13 protein-coding genes are annotated in these 19,268 nt (G+C 60.3%); 9 read left to right on the top strand and 4 right to left on the bottom strand.

The genetic code is table 11. The features are described 5' to 3' along the window. Positions 1 to 186 precede the first annotated feature (186 nt). The gene (locus AC1AWK_RS04245) at positions 187 to 972 is read right to left on the bottom strand and encodes a DUF4191 domain-containing protein (protein ID WP_476568373.1); all 786 of its coding nucleotides are present in this window, start codon (positions 970 to 972) and stop codon (positions 187 to 189) included. Positions 973 to 1,170: 198 nt separating this feature from the next. After that, positions 1,171 to 1,779, bottom strand: a complete 609-nt coding sequence (locus AC1AWK_RS04240; RefSeq protein ID WP_476568372.1) for a DUF3043 domain-containing protein — start codon at positions 1,777 to 1,779, stop codon at positions 1,171 to 1,173. A 158-nt stretch (positions 1,780 to 1,937) separates the two neighbouring features. Here AC1AWK_RS04240 and AC1AWK_RS04235 point away from each other — a divergent pair, with 158 nt between their 5' ends. The 3 genes from AC1AWK_RS04235 (at position 1,938) to AC1AWK_RS04225 (ending at position 6,775) form a co-directional block, all read left to right on the top strand. Then, positions 1,938 to 3,305, top strand: a complete 1,368-nt coding sequence (locus AC1AWK_RS04235; RefSeq protein WP_476568371.1) for a M20/M25/M40 family metallo-hydrolase — start codon at positions 1,938 to 1,940, stop codon at positions 3,303 to 3,305. Positions 3,306 to 3,591: 286 nt separating this feature from the next. After that, positions 3,592 to 4,212, top strand: coding sequence for an ECF transporter S component (locus tag AC1AWK_RS04230; protein WP_476568370.1), 621 nt, complete (start codon positions 3,592 to 3,594; stop codon positions 4,210 to 4,212). 76 nt (positions 4,213 to 4,288) lie between these two features. Then, on the top strand, positions 4,289 to 6,775 hold the full coding sequence (locus tag AC1AWK_RS04225; protein WP_476569609.1) for an ATP-binding cassette domain-containing protein: 2,487 nt from the start codon (positions 4,289 to 4,291) through the stop codon (positions 6,773 to 6,775). A gap of 17 nt (positions 6,776 to 6,792) precedes the next feature. Here AC1AWK_RS04225 and AC1AWK_RS04220 read toward each other — a convergent pair whose 3' ends face one another. Next, on the bottom strand, positions 6,793 to 7,554 hold the full coding sequence (locus AC1AWK_RS04220; protein WP_476568368.1) for an ABC transporter ATP-binding protein: 762 nt from the start codon (positions 7,552 to 7,554) through the stop codon (positions 6,793 to 6,795). Positions 7,555 to 7,611: 57 nt separating this feature from the next. Beyond that, a complete protein-coding gene (locus tag AC1AWK_RS04215; protein WP_476568366.1) occupies positions 7,612 to 9,333 on the bottom strand; it encodes an ABC transporter permease in 1,722 nt (573 codons plus the stop codon). Positions 9,334 to 9,538: 205 nt separating this feature from the next. Here AC1AWK_RS04215 and AC1AWK_RS04210 point away from each other — a divergent pair, with 205 nt between their 5' ends. The 6 genes from AC1AWK_RS04210 (at position 9,539) to AC1AWK_RS04185 (ending at position 19,235) form a co-directional block, all read left to right on the top strand. Then, complete coding sequence (locus AC1AWK_RS04210) at positions 9,539 to 10,414, top strand: TrmH family RNA methyltransferase (protein WP_476568365.1); 876 nt, start codon at positions 9,539 to 9,541, stop codon at positions 10,412 to 10,414. Positions 10,415 to 10,481: 67 nt separating this feature from the next. Further along, complete coding sequence (gene pheS, locus AC1AWK_RS04205; RefSeq protein WP_476568363.1) at positions 10,482 to 11,549, top strand: phenylalanine--tRNA ligase subunit alpha; 1,068 nt, start codon at positions 10,482 to 10,484, stop codon at positions 11,547 to 11,549. 5 nt (positions 11,550 to 11,554) lie between these two features. Continuing rightward, a complete protein-coding gene (gene pheT, locus AC1AWK_RS04200) occupies positions 11,555 to 14,164 on the top strand; it encodes a phenylalanine--tRNA ligase subunit beta (protein ID WP_476568361.1) in 2,610 nt (869 codons plus the stop codon). Between the two features lie 128 nt (positions 14,165 to 14,292). Then, positions 14,293 to 15,084, top strand: a complete 792-nt coding sequence (locus AC1AWK_RS04195; RefSeq protein ID WP_476568359.1) for a hypothetical protein — start codon at positions 14,293 to 14,295, stop codon at positions 15,082 to 15,084. Positions 15,085 to 15,330: 246 nt separating this feature from the next. After that, positions 15,331 to 15,831 carry a (deoxy)nucleoside triphosphate pyrophosphohydrolase gene (locus AC1AWK_RS04190; protein WP_476568357.1) on the top strand — a complete coding sequence of 167 codons (501 nt, stop codon included), beginning with the start codon at positions 15,331 to 15,333 and terminating at the stop codon, positions 15,829 to 15,831. A gap of 89 nt (positions 15,832 to 15,920) precedes the next feature. Next, on the top strand, positions 15,921 to 19,235 hold the full coding sequence (locus AC1AWK_RS04185; RefSeq protein WP_476568355.1) for a DUF3427 domain-containing protein: 3,315 nt from the start codon (positions 15,921 to 15,923) through the stop codon (positions 19,233 to 19,235). Positions 19,236 to 19,268: the final 33 nt, after the last annotated feature.

Below are 19,268 nucleotides of genomic sequence, written 5' to 3'. Positions count from 1 at the left end.
GTAGTGGTGGTTCGGGGTACTAGTCTAGGTGGTTGAATTTCAACTACTCGCGGGTTGGGTTACGAATATGTTTCATCCCGTCCTTGGCATTCGATGCGTTCGGTCGGTGGGGACTTTGGAGGATGCAAGTTTGGCGGAATACAAGAAAGGTTCCCCGCATTCGTGGGGAACCTTTGATCAGGGAGCTTACCGGCCTCGCATGGCGCGACGGCTCATCTTCGGCGGGCGCATGGGGTCGATGCCCTTCGGGATGCCGAATGCCGACTTGGCCTGCAGGGTGCGCAGTCGCTCGTTGAGCGTCTTGAGCTCGTCCTGGGTAAGAATGAACCGGCTCTTGGGGTGAATCTTGTTCATGAAGGCCCACCGATGGTTGGCGGGAATCAGCGTCTTGCATTTGAGCACTGCCTTGCGCAGGTCGCGCAGGGCTATTTGCTTTGAGCCTGAACCGACGGGTAGGCGATACACCGGAATGGACGATCCTGCGGTCACGCCCTTGATCTGGGATTCCTGACGATCCATGGCACGCATGATGCGTGTGTAGTCGCCTTCACCAATCAAGTAGATGCCGTTGTATCCGGTACCGCGCCAAATGGCGTCCTTAGTTTTGGGGTCGATCCAGACTGGCTCTTGCGGGAAATTGAATCCCGCACGGCTGATGTTACCCAAAACGCTGATGGCGGCTCCGGGTCGTCCCTCGATCTTGCGGTAGCCCACGCGGTCGGCACGACGGGTCAGCATCATGGTCGCGAACAACAGTCCCAACATGACGGCGGTAATCATCATGAAAATCCATGTCAGCCAGAACCAGTGGAATACCAGTCCCAGGATGATGAACACCACGAGGGGTGCCGCGAATGCGGCGAGCAGCAGCCATGGCAGTGCCTGGTCGTCCGCGTGGGTGTATTTGAACACCTGAATGATTTGTTTGATAGTGCCTTGCTTCTTTTGCGGCTTATCGTCCTTGCTGGCCATCACGTTCCTTACTGGGAATTGAGGTGAACACACTAATCCAACACTCTATCAACAACTCTACCCGTGGCCTGACCGGTGTTGTGCGTTGGGGGCTGGTGAACAATGCGGAACACTATGTGTGCGGCGTGCCACGATATGCGGCGGCCGTTGGCGAGCGTGTCGCCAACGGCCGCCGTTCGATGGTATTGCCGAGGTGGTTTATTCGGGCCAATGGCCGCGCTTGCTATGGCGCGGCTTGGGCAGACGCCAGCGTCGCAACTGGATGGCTCGTCCCATCGCGTAGGAGAAGGAGCGACGGCCTTTGGCGACGACTTGTGGGCCGAATTTGGCGATAAGCTTCTTCTTCAGGCCGCGCCACATGATGGCGATGTCGATGACGGCGGCCAGCAGATACAGATACAGCGGCACCATGATGGCGATGCCGATGACGGGGGTGATCGCGGAGAACACCATCATGGCGATCAGAATAATGAATGCAATCGGCACGAAGAATTCAGCAAGGTTGAACCGGGCGTCGATGTAGTCACGCATGTAGATGCGGTCGGGGAGACGCTCCGCCTTGGGCATGTGGTTGAGGTCGCCGGTGCGCATGGCCTCATACTGCTCGTCTTCACGCTGACGTCGGCGTGCTTTTGCCGCGCGTGCGGTGGCTTTGCGGTCTTGCGGAACGAGTGGACGCAGGTTTTGCGCTTGGGCTTGTTTACGCTTCGGAGTGGGGCGTCCCTTGCCGGCGGTGGCTTCGGGGTGCGCGTCCGCCGCGCTGTCTTGTGGCGCGGCATCCTGTTTCTTGAAAGGATTCCATGTCATGCTTGCAGGTTACGGTGACGTCTAGACGCTATGTCTTGGGAAGGCCGGTGTTCCAGGCGCGATTGCGCGTGGCCGGCGTGCGGGGCGTGCGCGGATAGGTAGGCATGTCGTCGTGTGGCGTGAGGGCACATGGGGCATGAGATGATAAAAGGAGCGATATGGCATCCAAAAGTGTGGAGGAGATCCGTTCGTTGGTGGAGGCGGATTGGCAGCGCATTGTCGATGTGTTGACTCGTAAGATCGCGTTGCGTGCTATTTCCGCCGATGGCATTACCGGCGAGCATATGCATGCTTCGGCGCAGTTCGTCGCCGACGAGCTGCGTGCGGTGGGCATTGACGCCCGTGTTGAGCAGGCGCGCAACGAGGATGGCAGCGATGGCGCGTGGGAGGTCGTGGGCTCGCGTATCGTCGACCCAGCGGCGCCGACGGTGTTGTTGTATGCGCATCATGATGTGCAGCCGGTGCCGGATGCCGGCGAATGGCAGACCGATCCCTTTGTAGCCACGACGGTGGGTGACCGTATGTATGGACGCGGCGCTGCCGACGATGGCGGCGGCATTGCCATTCACTGCGGTGCCTTGCAAGCGTTGGGCGATGATCTGGGCGTCAATATCAAGGTGTTCGTCGAAGGCGAGGAGGAGATGGGGTCGCCCAGCTTCATTCCGTTTATCGAAAGCCATCGCGATGAGTTCGATTCGGATGTGATCATCGTGGCGGATTCGGGCAATTGGTCGGCGGATATTCCCAGCCTGACCACGTCGCTGCGCGGCAATACCTGCGTGGATGTGACGGTGAAGGTGCTGGAGCATCCGGTGCATTCGGGACAGTACGGCGGGCCGATTCTGGATGCCAATACGGTCGCGGCCATGCTGATTGCCTCCATGTATGACGAGCAGGGCGATGTGCGCGTGCCCGGTGTGGCGGCCCAGGAGCCGGTCGGCGGTTTGCAGCGCGATCTGGACGAGGCCGATGTGCGCGCCGATGCCGGTGTGGTGGACTCCTACCGCTTGGCCGGCACGGGTTCGTTGGCATCGCGCATGTGGACGAAGCCGAGCATTACGGTAATCGGCTTCGACGCGCATCCGGTGGAGGGCTCGTTCAATGTGATCAGCCCGTCTACGACGTTCCGTCTGTCGATGCGCACCGCTCCGGGGCAGCGCCCCGAAGAAGCGCAGCGGGCGTTGGCCGATTTCCTGCGCGAACATGCGCCGTTCGGCGCCCAGGTGCAGGTCGAATGTCTGGAAAACGGCATGGGTTGGGCGATGGATCCTTCTGCCGAAGCCACCAAGGATGCGTTGGAAGCCATGGAAGAGGCGTTCGGTGTCGCTCCGGTGAACAAGGGCGAGGGCGGTTCGATTCCGTTCATTCCAGAATTGCAGCGGATTTTCCCCAACGCACAGGTGCTGGTCACCGGCCCGGAAGATCCGAAGGCGAACGCGCATAGCCCGAATGAATCCATTAGCCTGTCTGGCTTGCGCAACAATATCATTACCGAAGCGTTGCTGCTCGATAAGCTCGCGCGCTGACGCATGGGGATGCGGCGGCTGGAGTTGACCTTACCGGTTGGCTCCAGCCGCCGTCGCATATGCGCCGCGTGATGACGCGCGACATGCCGATGACCCGGGGGTGTCCTACACTCGTGGTCAGACACGGGGGCTGGAAGTCGCGCACGGTGCGCGGCGGAAGGCTGAGATGAGGGTTTCCTCGACCGATTGAACGTATACCGGGTAATGCCGGCGCACGGACGTCGTTCTGTTCCCGTGCCTCAAACGCCGCGCCGAAAGTCGGTGCGCAAGCGAGAAAGGCACTGTTATGTCTACTGTTGTAGTATCTGCCAAACCAGTATTGAAGTGGCGCGTCGTCGATATCGCCGTTGCGTCGGTCATCGGCGTGGTGAGCGCCTTGATTTATTGGGTTGCCTCCATTGCCACCACTGCGCCGTGGAGCGTGTTGCAAGCCGTGGTGCCCGGATTGGCCGGAGTGCTCAATGGCGTGTGGCTCTTTGCGGGGCCTCTGGCCGCGGTCATCGTGCGCAAACCTGGTGCCGCATTGTTTGCGGAGTTGGTGGCCGGTGTGTTGGAAGCGTTGCTGGGCAATTCCTGGGGTGGCGCGGATACGTTTATGATAGCGCTGGTGCAGGGTCTATTCGCTGAATTGGTGTTCGTCGCGCTGCGCTATCGCGTATGGTCGATGCTTACGGTGACCTTGTCCGGTGCGTTGTCGGGCGTGGGATGCTGGGGATATTCGTTCCTGTCGCGTCTGCAGGCCGTTGATGTGGCCGGCCCTTATGGCGCGGTGTATTTGCTGACTACCGTGATCTCCGGTGCGTTGGTGGCCGGATTGTGCATGTGGCTGTTGTATCGTGCGGTGGCCAAGACGGGCGCGTTGGACAAGTTCGCTTCGGGTCGTGAGGTGCATGCGGTTGGCGCATAGTGAGTCACGCATCACGCGACGCGCAATCGTGCGACGCGTGTAGAGCATGCCATCCGTTAATCTTCGTCAGAAAGCTATGACCATGCCTGATTCGTTGTCCGTTGAGCATACCCGTCTTGCTGATAGTGCTTCGTTGGTATTCGACCATTGGGGATATCGTCATGCGTCCCGCCGCGATTTCGCCGTGCGAGGACTGTCCTTGAGCGTCGAAGCCGGTCAGCGGGTATTGCTGCTGGGGGCTTCCGGCATCGGCAAGTCCACGATGATGGAGGGTGCCGCCGGATTGCTGGGTGCTTATAGCGGGGATGAATCAGGTGTGGTCCAGGATGAAGAGGGCGGCGTGTGCGAGGGGCGCGTGCTGGTGGATGGCGTGCCGGTGGCCCAGGCTCGTGGCCGGGTCGGTTTGGTGTTGCAAGACCCGGACGCGCAGGCCATTTTCCAGCGTTTGGGTGATAACGTGGCCTTTGGTCCGGAAAATCTGGATGTGCCGCGCGACGAGATTTGGCAGCGCGTGCGTGAGTCGCTTGGTGCGGTGGGATTGCAAGGGTTGCAGCTGCACCGCTCGACCATGCATGTCAGTGGCGGGCAGATGCAGCGGCTGGCATTGGCGGGTGCGCTGGCCATGCGCCCCGGCGTGCTGCTGTTGGACGAGCCGACCGCCAATCTCGATCCCGCGGGCGTGTGCCAGGTGGTGGACGCGGTGCGTGATGTGCTGGATCGCACGCATGCGACTATGATGCTAGTCGAGCATCATGCCGAACCGTGGATCGACATCATTGACCGTGTGGTGGTGTTGGGCACCGAGACGGTGGCGCAGCCCGGTGCGGATGGCGGTGACGAGGCGCACGGGCGCACGGTGGTCGTGGCGGATGGCACGCCGGATGAGGTGTTCGGCGCGTCCGGCGTGGATTTTGCCGCGTTGGGCATTTGGGTGCCACGACGCTATCGACGCGAGGCGGATGAGATCGTGCGCATGCGGGTGGAGGGCGAGCCGGCGTATGAGCCGTCGGTTGGCACGGGCGAGGTACTGCTGTCTACGCATGATGTGGCGATCGGACGTGACGGCAAGGCCGTCGCAGAGCATATTGACGTGGTGTTTGGTGCCGGACAGATTACCGCATTGGTGGGGGCGAACGGCGCGGGCAAGTCCACATTGTCCTTGACGTTGGCTGGTTTGCTGGAGCCGGTGTCCGGGCAGGTACGCGCCTGCGAGGCGTTGGCGGATGGCGCGCGGGGCTTGTCGCCCAATGGGTGGAGCTCGACTGATTTGGCGAGTCGGGTGTCGTATGTGTTCCAAAATCCCGAACATCAGTTTGCCTGCGGCAGTGTGTTGGACGAGGTGATGCTGGGGCCGCTGCGCACTGGCATGGATGAGGACGAGGCGCGCGAGCGTGCGCTGGCGTTGCTGCGGCGATTCCATTTGCAACGATATGCGAATGCGAATCCCTATACCTTGTCGGGTGGCGAAAAGCGTCGTCTGACCGTGGCCGCGGCATTGGCTGCGGCTCCGAAAGTGCTGATTTTGGACGAGCCGACGTTTGGTCAGGATCGATGCACCTGGATGCAGATGGTGACGTTGATTCAGGCGTTGCGCGGCGATGGCGTAAGCATTATCGTCGTCACACATGACCGTGATTTGGTTACGGCTTTGGGTGCCAGGGTCATCGAATTGGTGCCATGCGACAGTACAATGGAGTGGGAAGCATCACAAGATGAATCACACCATGCCGATGACGTTGGCCCTGTGGCGACGATACCGGTAAGCGCGGTGCGCGAGCGTGTGGAGGATCCCAAGCCGTCAAGTCGTTCGTCGTTGCTGGCATCCATCAATCCGGTGTTCCGTCTGTTCGGCGCGTTTGCTGTGTCGCTGCCCATGCTGCTCAGTCTTGATTGGTTGTCGACGTCGGTGGCCTTGCTGGTGGAACTGGCGGTGCTGATGGCGATTGGCTTTACGCCGTGGCGTGTGGTGCGTTCCACGTGGCCGGTGTTCATCGGAGCTCCCGGGTCGGCGTTGGCGGTGTTGCTGTATGGCAAATCGGGCGGCGACGTGTGGTGGCAGTGGGGTGTCATGGAGATTACCGATCGTTCCGCTTGGCTGGCGTTGGCCACCGGCGTGCGTATTTTGGCCATCGGCATACCGGCGATTATTGCGGTGCTGGGGATTGACGCCACCGATTTGGCGGATGCGATGAGTCAGGTGCTGCGGTTGCCGGATCGGTTTGTGTATGGCGGTTTGGCGGGCATGCGGCTGTTTTCCGTGTTGCAGGACGATTGGTTGGCGTTGACCGCGTCGCGGCGCTCCCGCGGACTTGGCGACGATAGTAAGGTGCGTGCGTTTTTCCCGCAGGCGTTTGCCTTGCTGGTGTTGTCGATTCGTCGTTCGACCATGTTGGCCACGGCCATGCAGGCGCGTGGGTTTGGTGGACCCTGGCCGCGCAGCCACGCTCGGGTGAGCGTGGTGCGCGCGCGTGATTGGGTGTTTGTTGCAGTGTGCCTGGCCATTCCGGTGGTGGCGTTGCTGAGCGCCGTATGGGGCGGCACGTTTGCTTTCCTTGGCGAATAGCCAGCCTCGACGAGTGGCTAACGGTGTGTGGCGGTGCGTTGTTTCAGTGGTGCCAACGCAAACACTTCGTCGGATTCCTGGGCGACCTGCGGGCTGTGCGTGACGATGATCACGCACCGATGCTGTTCGTGTGCCAGGGTACGGAAAATATCCATGATGTCCGCTTGGGTGGCCATATCCAGATTGCCGGTGGGTTCGTCTGCCACAATGATGGACGGGTCGTAGCTTAACGCCCGTGCGATCGCGACGCGCTGCTGTTCGCCGCCGGACAAGTGCAGGATGCGCTCGTTGGCGTATTCTTCGGGCAGATGCACCTGCGCCAACAGCTGGCGAACCCGTTCATGCTTGGGTTGATCGAAGCGTTTGCCGGAAGCATCCATGGAGAGCGTGATGTTTTCGGCCACGGTTAACGCAGGCAGCAGGTTGAAGCTTTGGAAGATCACACCGATGTCGTGGCTGCGGTAGCGGTAGCGGTTCAGTGTGGCTAGGTCGTTGCCGCGATATCGCACGGTGCCCGATGTGGGGGTGGTCAATCCGCAGATCAGCGACAGCAGTGTGGTCTTTCCCGCGCCGGAAGGGCCGGTGATGGCATGTACCGTGCCTTCGTGGAAAACGTGGCTGATGTCGCGCAGCACGGTTTTGCCGCCTTTGGTGTAGGCGTAGCTCACTTGATGCAAGGCCAGTGCGGCCAAAGGAGGCGTGCCGGCGACGTCGCTAGATGTGTCGCCCATAGTTGTGTTGCCGACGGTGGTGTCAGATGGGTTGGTAGATATGCTCATGAAGTACTCCTCATATATGAATTGGTGAATCCTGCTGGTCGATATGCCACAGGGTAGTTACGAACGGTCGGCCAGGATTTGCAGCGGCTCGTAGCGCATCACCACGCTTGCCGCGCCCAGGGCGGCAAGCAGGGTGAGTCCCAGTCCGATGAGGGCCAGTTGTGCCACCACGGTGAGATTCACGGAGGCCTGTACGGAAGAAACGTAATTCACCGCCTGGCGCAAACCACCCGTCATACCTGATGGCGGATTGGTTGGTTTGTCGCCATTGTCTGTCGACGTGCCGGACGAATTGGCTTGCGGGGTAGCTTGTGACCCATCCTGCGATCCATTTTGGGGGCCGGCTTGCATATCGCGACCGAACTGCGCCTGTTGGCTGTTGCGTTCGCTTTGCTGCTGTGCCACCTGGCTGGACAACAGTTGATTTGACACCGGCACCGAAGCGACCGCGCCGATGCCTATGCCAATGGCCAGACCGATGGCCGTCACCACCAGCAGCTCTACGGCGAATTGGGCGGCCACCTTCAGCTTACTGATGCCGATGGCGGTGAGCACGCCGATCTCATATTTGCGCTCGCGCACGTTGAACAGGGTGAGCACGATGAGCACTATGGCTCCGACCGCAAGCACGATGATCAGCAACGTCACGGCGAAGGAGGCGAGATTGTTGAGCGGAATCAGGCTGGCCTCGTACTGGTCGACGTCCGCGGAGGATACGGTGTAGTCATCGCTTAATCCCGCCTTGGCGACGTCCTTGACAAAGGTTTCGTAGTGGGCTTTGTCGCTGAACACGTAGGTGTAGTTGATTTGCGCGGCGTTGTCATCTCCAAGATTGAGTGCGTCGATGGTGCGCGTCGACGTGTAGATGGCGTTGGCCGGGTCGGACGCTCCGGAACGAGACGGCCCCACGGATTGACCGCTGTTGGTGTCGTCGTTGGTATAGATGCCGACGACGGTAAAAGTATGGGTGGCGGCCTCATCCGTGCTGCTGGAATCAGAGTCGGTGGTTGCGGACGAACTGATGGTGGCGGTAAACGTGTCGCCCACGGCGAGATTATTGAAGCTGGCCAGCGTGCTGCTGATGATCACATCGCCGTCCGAGGCGGCGTCGTAGCCGAACACTTTGCCCGAACTCATGGTAAAGCTGCCGTTGGCGGCGTTGGCCACGGCCGTATCGCTGGAGAAGCCGACCAGCTGGAAGTCGCCGCTGGACATGCCGCCCATGCCTGCCATGCCACCCATGCCGCCGGGACCCATATTCTGCGGCGCGTTGTTGCCGGAAGCTGTGCCGCCGGTGTCGGTGCTCGACGTGTCAGTGCTGGATGTATCGTCGGTCACCGGCTGGAAGGTGTCGGTGCCGTCCAGCGAGGTAGTTTGCGTGTAATACGTGTCGCTGACGGCCTTCGATGCCTTGGCATAGGTGTTGTAATCCTTGAGGGTGAGCTGTTTACCGGCCAGACTTTCGCGCATGGCGTCGAAATCGGGCGGTGTGCGGCTGCCGTTATCGCCGCTGGCGTCAGCGCCGTCCGAACCGGTGCTGCCCGAACCGTTGGCATCGCCCGCCGGCTTGGCATTGCCCAGAAGCTTGTCCCGATCCACGCTGATGGTGGCCGTAATGGTGGTATCGCTCAATCCTTCGTCACGTGCGGTTTGCGCCGCCTGACGAATGGCCAGACCAATCGTGGCGGCCGTCGCGATAATGGCGACGATAATAACGATCAATATGGTGCGGCCTTTGCTGCGTAACACACTACGGCACGCGTTGCGAATGATGAACATGCGTCTCCTCATAAGTAAAGGGGCAGATGAAGTCACGGCGAAATGCCGTCATGGCGAAGTAACGTCACGACGAAACGCCAACGCTTATCAAAATAGATACAGTGATTGGTTATTGGCTTCGTGGCTACTGAAACATAACTGGCGGCTTGCTGAAGATTCGCTGGGCATCTCGTGCCGTCAGGGGGCACGCGGTAGGGTAAGAACCATGCCCATTACTTCAGGAACATTGACGAACCCACGCGCCGAGCGTATCAAACGTGTGGCGGCGCTCGCCGACCGCAAGGCCCGCGAACGTGCGGGAAAATTCCTTATCGAAGGCCCGCAGTGCGTGCGCGAGGCGGTGCGGTACCGACCGGATGCGGTGAGCGACGTGTACGTTGGGCTGGACGAGCGTACCGGTGCTTCGATGGTTGACGTCGACCTGATGCGCGACATTGCGCGGTTGGGGCGTGGCGATGGCGTGTATGTCCACTATGCAAACGCCGATGTGATGGCGCGGATGAGCGCCGACTGTCAGGGAGTGCTGGCCGTGGGAGAAGCTGCGGCGCTGCGGGCCGACGCGCAAACCCTGTTGACGCGCACCAATCCGGGCGATATGGTGGCGGCGTTTTGGCAGGTGCGCGATCCGGGCAATGCCGGCACGGTGATTCGTGTGTCGGATGCCGCCGGTTGCGCGGCAGTGGTGTTGGTCGACGACTGCGTCGATCCGTACAACCCCAAGGTAATGCGCTCCACCACAGGTTCGCTATTCCATGTGCCGGTACTTTCCATGAGCACTGAAGAGTGGTGCACGTGGTGCCGCACACGAGGATTGGCGTTGTATGCCGCGGATGTGTACGGCACGCCGCAGCGGCCGGTGGAATCCCTGCCGTTGGTGTTGTCCGATCGTGCGGCCGTAGCCGAACCCAAGGCCGTACTGTTTGGCAACGAGGCGCGAGGATTGCCGCAGGAACTGTTGGAAGCCATGGACCGAATCGTGTCCATTCCCCTATACGGGCAAGCCGAATCCTTGAATTTGGCAACCAGTGCGGCGGTGATGCTCATGGGGCTGGCCATGTCGAGTCATATTGGAACAATGTAAAGTCGTTCAACCGTTGTCATATCGCTGTTTTGGCGGGGTTGGCGAATATCAGACAGAAAGGTTTGTCGTGGCAGAAAGTGCGGTGTTCGATGCCCAAGCGGTAACCGAAGCGGTTGCCGAAGGCATTGCGAAAATCCAAAGCGCCTCCACTATGGAGCAGTTGAAGTCCATCAAGACGCAGTATGCGGGTGCGGATTCGATGATGACCCGTGCCAGCAAGGCGATCGGTGCGTTGCCGGTGGAGCAGAAGAAGGAAGCGGGCAAGCTGTTGGGCGGCCTGCGTGCCGATTTTGGTCGTGCCTTCGCCGCCAAGGAAACCGAAGTCAAGGCGCAGGAGGAAGCACGCGCCCTGGCCAGCGAAACCGTGGACATGACCCTGCCCGTGTCTCGCAAGCCGTTGGGTGCGCGTCATCCGTTGGCCAAGCTCATGGAGGATGTGGAGGATTTCTTCATCGGCATGGGCTGGCAGATTTCGCAAGGTCCGGAAGTGGAAACCGAATGGTTTGACTTCGACGCGTTGAACTTTGGCCCCGACCATCCGGCGCGCCAAATGCAGGACACCTTCTACGTCAAGGGCAATCAGGCGAAGGATTCGGCCGGATTCGTCGGTTCGAACATGGTGCTGCGCACGCAGACTTCGTCAGACCAGGTGCGTGCGTTGCTGTCGCGCGGCGTGCCGCTGTACATCGCCTGCCCGGGCCGTGTGTTCCGCACGGACGAACTGGACGCCACGCATACGCCGGTGTTCCATCAGTGCGAGGCGCTTGCGGTGGACAAGCATCTGACTATGGCCGATTTGAAGGGCGTGCTGGATAAGCTCGCCGTGGCGATGTTCGGCCCCGAAGCCAAGAGCCGTCTACGTCCGAGCTATTTCCCGTTCACCGAGCCCAGCGCCGAGCTGGATCTGTGGTTCCCCGACAAGAAGGGCGGCCCCGGTTGGATCGAATGGGGAGGTTGCGGCATGGTCAATCCGAACGTGCTCAAGTCCGCCGGCCTCGATCCGGAGGTGTATACCGGTTTCGCGTTTGGTGTGGGCATGGAACGCACGCTGCTGCTGCGCCACGATATTAACGACATGCACGACCTGGTCGAGGGCGACGTGCGATTCAGCAAACAGTTTGTGATGGGGGAGTGACAGCCATGCCTATGATCGATATTGATTGGTTGCGCGAGCATGTCGAGACCGCGCAGGATCTGACGGTGGAACAGTTGGCGCAGGATTTGGTGCGCGTCGGCTTGGAGGAGGAGGCGATCCATGCCTCGCAGCTCACCGGTCCGATCGTCGTGGGCTATGTGGTGGATGCCACGCCCGAACCGCAGAAGAACGGCAAGACGATTAACTGGTGTCATGTTGACGTCGGTGACGAATACAACGAAGTCGACGAGCAGGGCAACAAGGTGCCACGAGGCATTGTGTGTGGTGCGCCGAACATGGCGGCAGGCGAGAAGGTCGTGGTGACGCTGCCGGGCGCGGTATTGCCGGGAGACTTCCGTATCGAGCCGCGCAAGACCTATGGCCATATTTCGGCCGGCATGTGCGCTTCCGAACGTGAGCTTGGCTTGGGTGACAGCCATGACGGCATCATCCTGCTGCGCAACTATGGGTTCACACCCGAGGAGTATGAGGCGCTCAAGCCGGGCGATGACGCTATGAGTCTGCTGCATCTGAACGAGCCGTTGCTGGAAATCAACATCACGCCCGATCGCGGTTATGCGTTCTCGTATCGCGGCGTAGCCCGCGAATATCATCATTCCACGGGGGCGGCGTTTACCGATCCGGTGCTGGCGCTGAATGAGCAGGCTCCGGTTACCGAGGGCGTGCGCGTGGAGAATCGCGACATGGAAGTGGTAATCGAGGACGAGGCGCCGATTCACGGAGTTGCCGGATGCGACCGCTACTATGCCCGGGCGATTCGCGGTGTGAACGCGCAGGCGCCTTCGCCCAATTGGATGCGTCGTCGTCTGACCCGTGCCGGCATGCGCTCGCTGGGACTGGCGGTGGATGTGACCAACTACACCATGCTCGATCTGGGCCAGCCGTTGCACGCTTATGATTTGGATAAGATTTGCGGGCCTATCGTGGTACGCCGTGCACATGAGGGCGAAACCTTGACGACGTTGGACGGCAAGCAGCATGCGTTGAGTGTCGAAGACCTGCTGATTACGGATTCTCCCGAAGGCCGTCGTGGCTCACGTGTGCTGGGCATCGCCGGTGTGATGGGTGGCCTGTACGGCGAGGTGACGGAGGAGACGACGAATGTGTTGATCGAATCGGCACATTTCGATCCGGTGTCGATTGCCCGTTCGGCTCGTCGCCACAAGATTCCGTCGGAGGCGTCGCGTCGTTTCGAACGCGGCGTAGATACCCAGCTGCAGCCGGCCGCAGCGCAGATGGCCGTCGAACTGCTGACCACGTATGGCGGCGGCGAAGCCAGCGCAACCCCCACGGATGTGGACGCCACCGAACCGCGTCGCCCCATCGTCTTCAAGGCGCTTGAGGTGGAGCGTGTGGCCGGATTGCAAATCGATGTGAACCGTATTAGCGACATACTGACTGATATCGGCTGCCTGGTCGCTGGCGGTGGCAATGGCGATTTCTCGGTGACACCGCCGACATGGCGTCCGGATTTGAACGAACCGTGCGACTTGGTCGAAGAGGTGGCGCGACTGGTTGGCTACGACGAGATTCCGACGACGGTTCCGCCGGCTCCGGTCGAGGGTGCCGTCGGTTTGACCGCCGATCAGCGTCATCGCCGTTGGGTGGCCGACGAGCTTGCCGAATACGGCATGGTCGAAGCGCTGACCTACCCGTTTGTAGGTGCGGAAGACTTCCGTGCGTTCGGCTATGACGAGGAAAAGACGGCGAAGGTGAGCGTCGAGATCGCCAACCCCTTGGCCGGCAATCGTCCTTACCTGCGTCGTGATATTCTGCCGACCCTCGCGCGTACGGTTCAGCTGAATCTGGGCCGCGGCATGCAGGATGTGCGCCTGTACGAGTTGGGTCATGTGTATCACTGGGATCCGCAGGCTCCCGCCATTCCTGCCTTGCCGGGCGGTGTGCGTCCGAGCGACGAGGAATTGGCGGCGTTGGATGCAGGTCTTCCCGACCAGCCCATGCACGTGGCGGGCATTATGACCGGCTTGGCGGTGAACACCGGCTGGCTGGGTGAGCGTCGTGCCGTGGATTGGACGGATGCGGTGGAGGCCGTGCGTCGCGTGGCCGATCGTCTGGGCGCGCAGATTGCGTTGCGTCAGCCCCGGCCGCAGGATGTGCCGGCAAGCTGGCATCCGGGTCGCGCCGCCGAAGTGTTGGCTGGTGACGTTGTGGTTGGTATGGTCGGCGAATTGCATCCTCGGGTGAATGAGGCCTTGTCGTTCCCGGTGCACAGCGCTGCCTTCGAGTTGGATATGACGGCGCTTTTCGCCACCTTGAGCGGCAAGCCGGTGCAGGCGAAGCCGATTTCCTCGTTCCCGCCGGTGAAGCAGGATCTGGCGTTCACCGTGCCCGTTGAGGTGAGTGCCGCCGCGTTGCAGGAAGCCATTGAAGAGGCTGCCGGCGATGTGCTGGAAAATGTGGAATTGTTCGACGTGTTCACAGGCGATCAGATTGGCGAGGGTGTGAAGTCGCTGGCGTTTGCGGTGACCTTCCGTTCGGCTGACCGCACGCTGGACGCGCAGGATAGCGAAACCATTCGGGCGGCTATTGTGGAGCGTGCGGCCCAGTTGGGCGCGCAACTGCGTACCGCGTAATGTTGTGCGTATGGAATGGACATGCGTGGCGTCGAAGCATGCTTTGACGCCACGGTTATCGTGAGGTAGGCGTTTGATTGGCTTCGCGACGAAGCCGGGCGCGGTAAGAACAGGCGAAAGGAACGGTAATGGTCGATTCGCAAGACCTCAATGATGCGCAAGAACAGGTGTCTTCTGCGCCGCAACCGCCGGAATATGGCGCCTTGGCGTCGCAATACGCGGCCGGTTATGACCCGTATGTGTACGGACGCCCTGAGCCACAGCCTGCCGCGCAGCCGGTGCAGCCTCAGCCTCAGCAGGCTATGCCGCACTCCACGCCGTCGCAGTACGGGCAGCAGTATGGGCAGCCGTCGGCGTATGGCCAAGCGCCGTATGTGCAGCCGCAGCAGCCCGCGGGGCAGCCAACCCAACAGCCATATCAGCCGCAGCAGCCGTATGTGCAGCCGGGATACCAGCAGCCCGGCTATCAGCAGCCTGGTCAGCCGCAGCCGTACGGTCAGCCGATGCCGGCTTTGTCCAATGGTGCGCCGCTGCGTCGCGTGGGCAATGCCCCGCTTCCTGGAGAGCCGGGGTATGCGCCGCGGTATTTCCAAGGCATTGATGTGAATGATCCGGCGCAGAATATGCTGTATGGACGTTGGGATGCGTATGCGATCATCGCATTTGTGTTCTCGGTGGCGCTGACCGTGCCGGTGTTGCCAGCGATTATGGGGTGTCTGTCGTTGTGGCGCACGCGCACCTTCCATATGCGTGGGTTTGGCCTGGCGCTGGCTGCGGTGATCATCAACGTGGCGGTGTCGTTGCTTATGCTGTGGATGTGGGTGAATGGCATTTCCGCATGGACGGTCATCGACCAGATGCTCGGCTTTGCTGGCGGCAACGGTGTCAGTGGCGGGGGAGCGGATACGCTGACCGTCTAGCGGGAAGATAGCGGCTGGTTGGGGATGCCGGGGTGTGCGGTTGATGCTGTGTGGTGCGGCTGCAAGTTGATCGCGATGCATGATTGACGGGGGTTCGTTGGCGTATGGTGCTGGCGAACCCCCGCCGCCATATCGGGTGTTGTGACGGTGTGTTGAAGCATATGCGTTATCCTGGTTGATGATCCGAACAGGTGTTCCACATTGAAGAGTGGACGTGCTGGGATGCTGATCGGGGAAAGGAAACGTATGATCGAGCCAGATGAAGCGCACCCTATGCCATCTCAGGCAGCAAATGGGGCGGAGAATCACGCGCATGGTTGTGTCAGTTCACGTTCGGACGACGCCGTGATTCGTGTGGTGGGTGCGGCGGTGATACACGATGGCAAGGTATTGTGTGCTTGCCGTCCTGAAGGAAAGCCGTTGGCGGGATTGTGGGAGTTTCCCGGAGGCAAGATCGAACAAGGTGAGACGCCCGAGCGGGCGCTGCATCGTGAAATCATCGAGGAATTGGGATGCGAGATCGAAGTGGGACGGCGGTTGTGCGTGTCGACACAACGCTATGACTTCGGTGTGGTGGAGCTTGCCGTGTTTGTCTGCCGTCTGGCGCGCGGCGAAGTGCATGCTATGGAACATCAGCAGGTGTGTTGGATGGATCCGGAAGATCTACGGCAGCTGGCGTGGGCGCCTGCGGATGAAGAAGCAGTGTCACTTCTCATGGAGGACTGTGGCTGTGCCCTCTCCGATTGATGGGTCTATCGGATGCTCAGAGCGTAGAACTTGTCTGTTTCTCGTAATGGTCGTAATGGAAGCAGCGCTGATGGAAAGTAAGGGAAACGATGTCTGTTGAGCAATCGCTGTTGGAGGATGTGACGTCCGGGCTGGTTCGGCACAATGATAATGTCCCGGGCGTGTATGCTCCCCGGTTGATCGCCAACCATCCCGGCGACACCATGGGGCAGGCGTTGGGTGACGAGCTGGCCGGCAGCGACTTTTTCGACATGTCGGTGGCGTTCGTATCGGCTGAAGCGATTCGCACGTTGTTCGAGGACTTCAAAACACATGCGGCGCATGCGGCACATGTCGGGGCGGGGACGCCGAATTCGGGCGGCGACGCGGATACGGCAGGTCATGTTGGGGCCGGGCGGCTGATCACTTCCACGAAAAGCTATTTCAATACACCGAAGGCATTCTGGGATCTGCTCAGACTGAAAGAACAAGCCAATGTGGACGTGCGCGTGTGGAAAGCGCCGCAAGATCGTTCGGGGCGTGACGGCCAGCCATTCCATCCGAAAGGATATGTGTTCGCGCGTAGCATGGACGACGGCAGCAAATACTACAATCTGTATGTCGGCAGTTCGAACCTGACCCAGCATGCGCTCGGTGTGCAGCGTGAGTGGAACCTCAAGATTTCATCGTTGCATAGCGGGGAATTGGTAGAACAATTCCAGCGCGAGATCGACCTGCAGGTCGAGGATTCCGAACCGCTGACCCGCGAATGGATCGCCCGATATGAGGAGGAATTCGCCAAGTACGCGCCTTCCCGCAGCGAAGCGTTGCGTGAGGTGGAGCGGCGCTCGCAGGAGCCAGTGGTCCCCAATGGCATGCAGCGTGAAGCATTGCGCAATCTCGAGGCGTTGCGTCGGCGTGGCGAGCGCCGGGCGATGATTGTGTCCGCGACCGGTACGGGAAAAACCTACCTGTCGGCGTTTGATGTGCGGCGATGCCGTCCGCGGCGCATGCTGTATGTTGCGCAGCGTCAGGAGATTCTCGTGGCGGCCATGCGGTCGTATCAGCGTGTGCTGGGGTGTGCCGATACTGATTTGGGGCTGTTTTCCGGCACAAGCAAGGATCATGATCGCAAGTATGTGTTTGCTACGGTGCAGACGTTGAGCCGGCCGGAGGTGTTGGAACGGTTTGCCACGGACGAGTTTGAATATGTGCTGGTTGACGAGGTGCATCATGCCGGTGCGCAGACGTATCGTCGGGTGATTGATCATTTTGATGGCGCGTCGTTCATGCTGGGGATGACTGCGACGCCGGAGCGTACCGACGGAGTGAATATCTTCTCCTTGTTCGACCATAACGTGGCGTACGAAATTCGGCTGCAGCAGGCGTTGGATGAGCATATGCTGTGCCCGTTCCACTATTATGGGGTCGCGGAATATCTCGGTTCCGCTGAAGCTGCGCAGGATGCTGGTCGGGACGGCGCGGCTGCCGGCGTGGGCGCGATCGCCGTATCGTCGGCCATGAGCGCCGCTGACAGCGGTCAGCTGCATTACGAGATCGAACAGTTGGCTACTGCCGAACGGGTGCGCTATATCGTGGATGTCCTGCAGCAGTACAGTCCGTACCATCAGCAGGTCACCGGGCTGGTGTTCTGCAGTACGGTCGACGAGGCGCGCCGACTGTCGGCATTGTTCAACGGCATCGTCAACCAGCGCGAGGAAACCCGATGCTACCGCACGCGGGCCGTTACCGGGCAATGTTCGCCGCAGGAGCGTCAGGAGGCCATTGCGGCGCTTGAGCGCGGTGACTTGGATTATATTTTCACGGTGGATGTCTTCAACGAAGGCGTTGACATTCCTGCCGTCAACCAGATCGTCATGCTGCGCAACACCCAGTCAAGTATCGTGTTCACCCAGCAGTTGGGACGTGGACTGCGTATGTTCCCCGGCAAAGACAGTGTGATCGTCATCGATTTCATTGGCAATTACGCCAACAACTATCTGATACCGGTCGCCTTATATGGTAATACCGGCGAGCGTGACGTCGCCCGCAAGAATTTGCAACGCCGCTCCATAGGGTTGTCGTCCATCAGTTTCGACGCCATTGCCAAGGAGCGGGTGCTTGCCTCCTTGGACCAGGCTGATTGGTCGGAGATGAAGCGGCTGACGGAAGAGTACCGTCAATTGCGATTCCAGCTGGGCAGAGTACCGATGCTTACCGACGTGTACGCTCATGATCCGTCACTGCCATTGACGCTGGCGGCCAAGCAGGGCAGCTACCTGCAATTTGTGGTCTCCAGGGAGCGGCGTGCCGACAAGCATACCGGCAAACCTGTTGACAAGCGTGGTGACAGACGCGGCGTGGACGTGCTGTGCGATGTCGATGCGTTGACGGCTACGCATTATGGCCTGTTGAAAATGGCCACCGAGGTGTTGCTGCCGGGATTGCGTCCGCATGAGTTGGTGGTGCTGGCCGAGTTGCTGGGCTGCTATGCGGATACAGGCGTAGTCGCGGGTGTTGTGCCAGAAGCAGGCGTGGAAGCGCATCCAAATGCTGCTGCGGATGTGAGAGCCAATGCCGCCGCAGGTGGAGGCCTGGTGCGCGATTGGGTTGACGTTGCCAAGTTGTCGGATACGATAGCCCATGATTTTCCGGACGCGTACCATAATGCTGGGCAGATGGCGTCGGCGTTGCGCGTGCTTGATATGAGCTACTACACCGACACTACGCGCAGGCGGTTCGGTGGCGTGTCGTTGGTGGAGGCGAGTGCGGATGGGCGAATGGTGCGCTTGGGCGGTGAGTTTGCGGATTTGATGGAGCGATGCCGGACGTTTGCATGGTTTATGTTCGATACGCTGCGCTGCGGTTTGGCAAAATGCCGGGAGACGCTGGCCGCCGCGCATGAGTTGCGGCGTGACGGGCGCAATGGCGACCGTGCGTTTGTGTACGAATATAAGTACACGCTGGCCGATGTGGAGCGTCTGCTGGGTTGGCTGCAGGAAATTAATGCGCAGAATGTGGGCGGATATCGGTGCGATCGGGATACGGGAACGATGCCGATTTTCGTCAAATATGCCACCAGTCAGTATGAGGATCGGTTCATGGGACCGCAGGATATGCGCTATTTCAGTAAAAACAAGCGCACGCCGTCGTCGCCTGAATTCGTGTGGATGGCGCGTGACTATGGTACTGAAGCATGGACGGAGGGGCATTTCATTCCGCTGTTTGTCATGCGCAAGGAGGAATCGAAGGAGGCGAAGTACTACTATGTGGGCCATGTGGATGGGTATAGCGAGCCGAAGTTGGTCACCAAGCGGTCGGTGGAAGGCGGAGCGCAGGTGAAGGTTACGGTGACCAATCTGCATCTGTCGAGGCCGATTGACGGTGAACTATACCGTCATATCACCGGAGAAGTGGCCAACTGACCGTCTGCAGCCGAGTAAACCGATTGCTTGGGT

The organism is Bifidobacterium sp. LH_491 (assembly GCF_056356495.1).
Note: the sequence above shows the minus strand (reverse complement) of the source record. Positions and strands in the feature narration are given on the sequence as shown.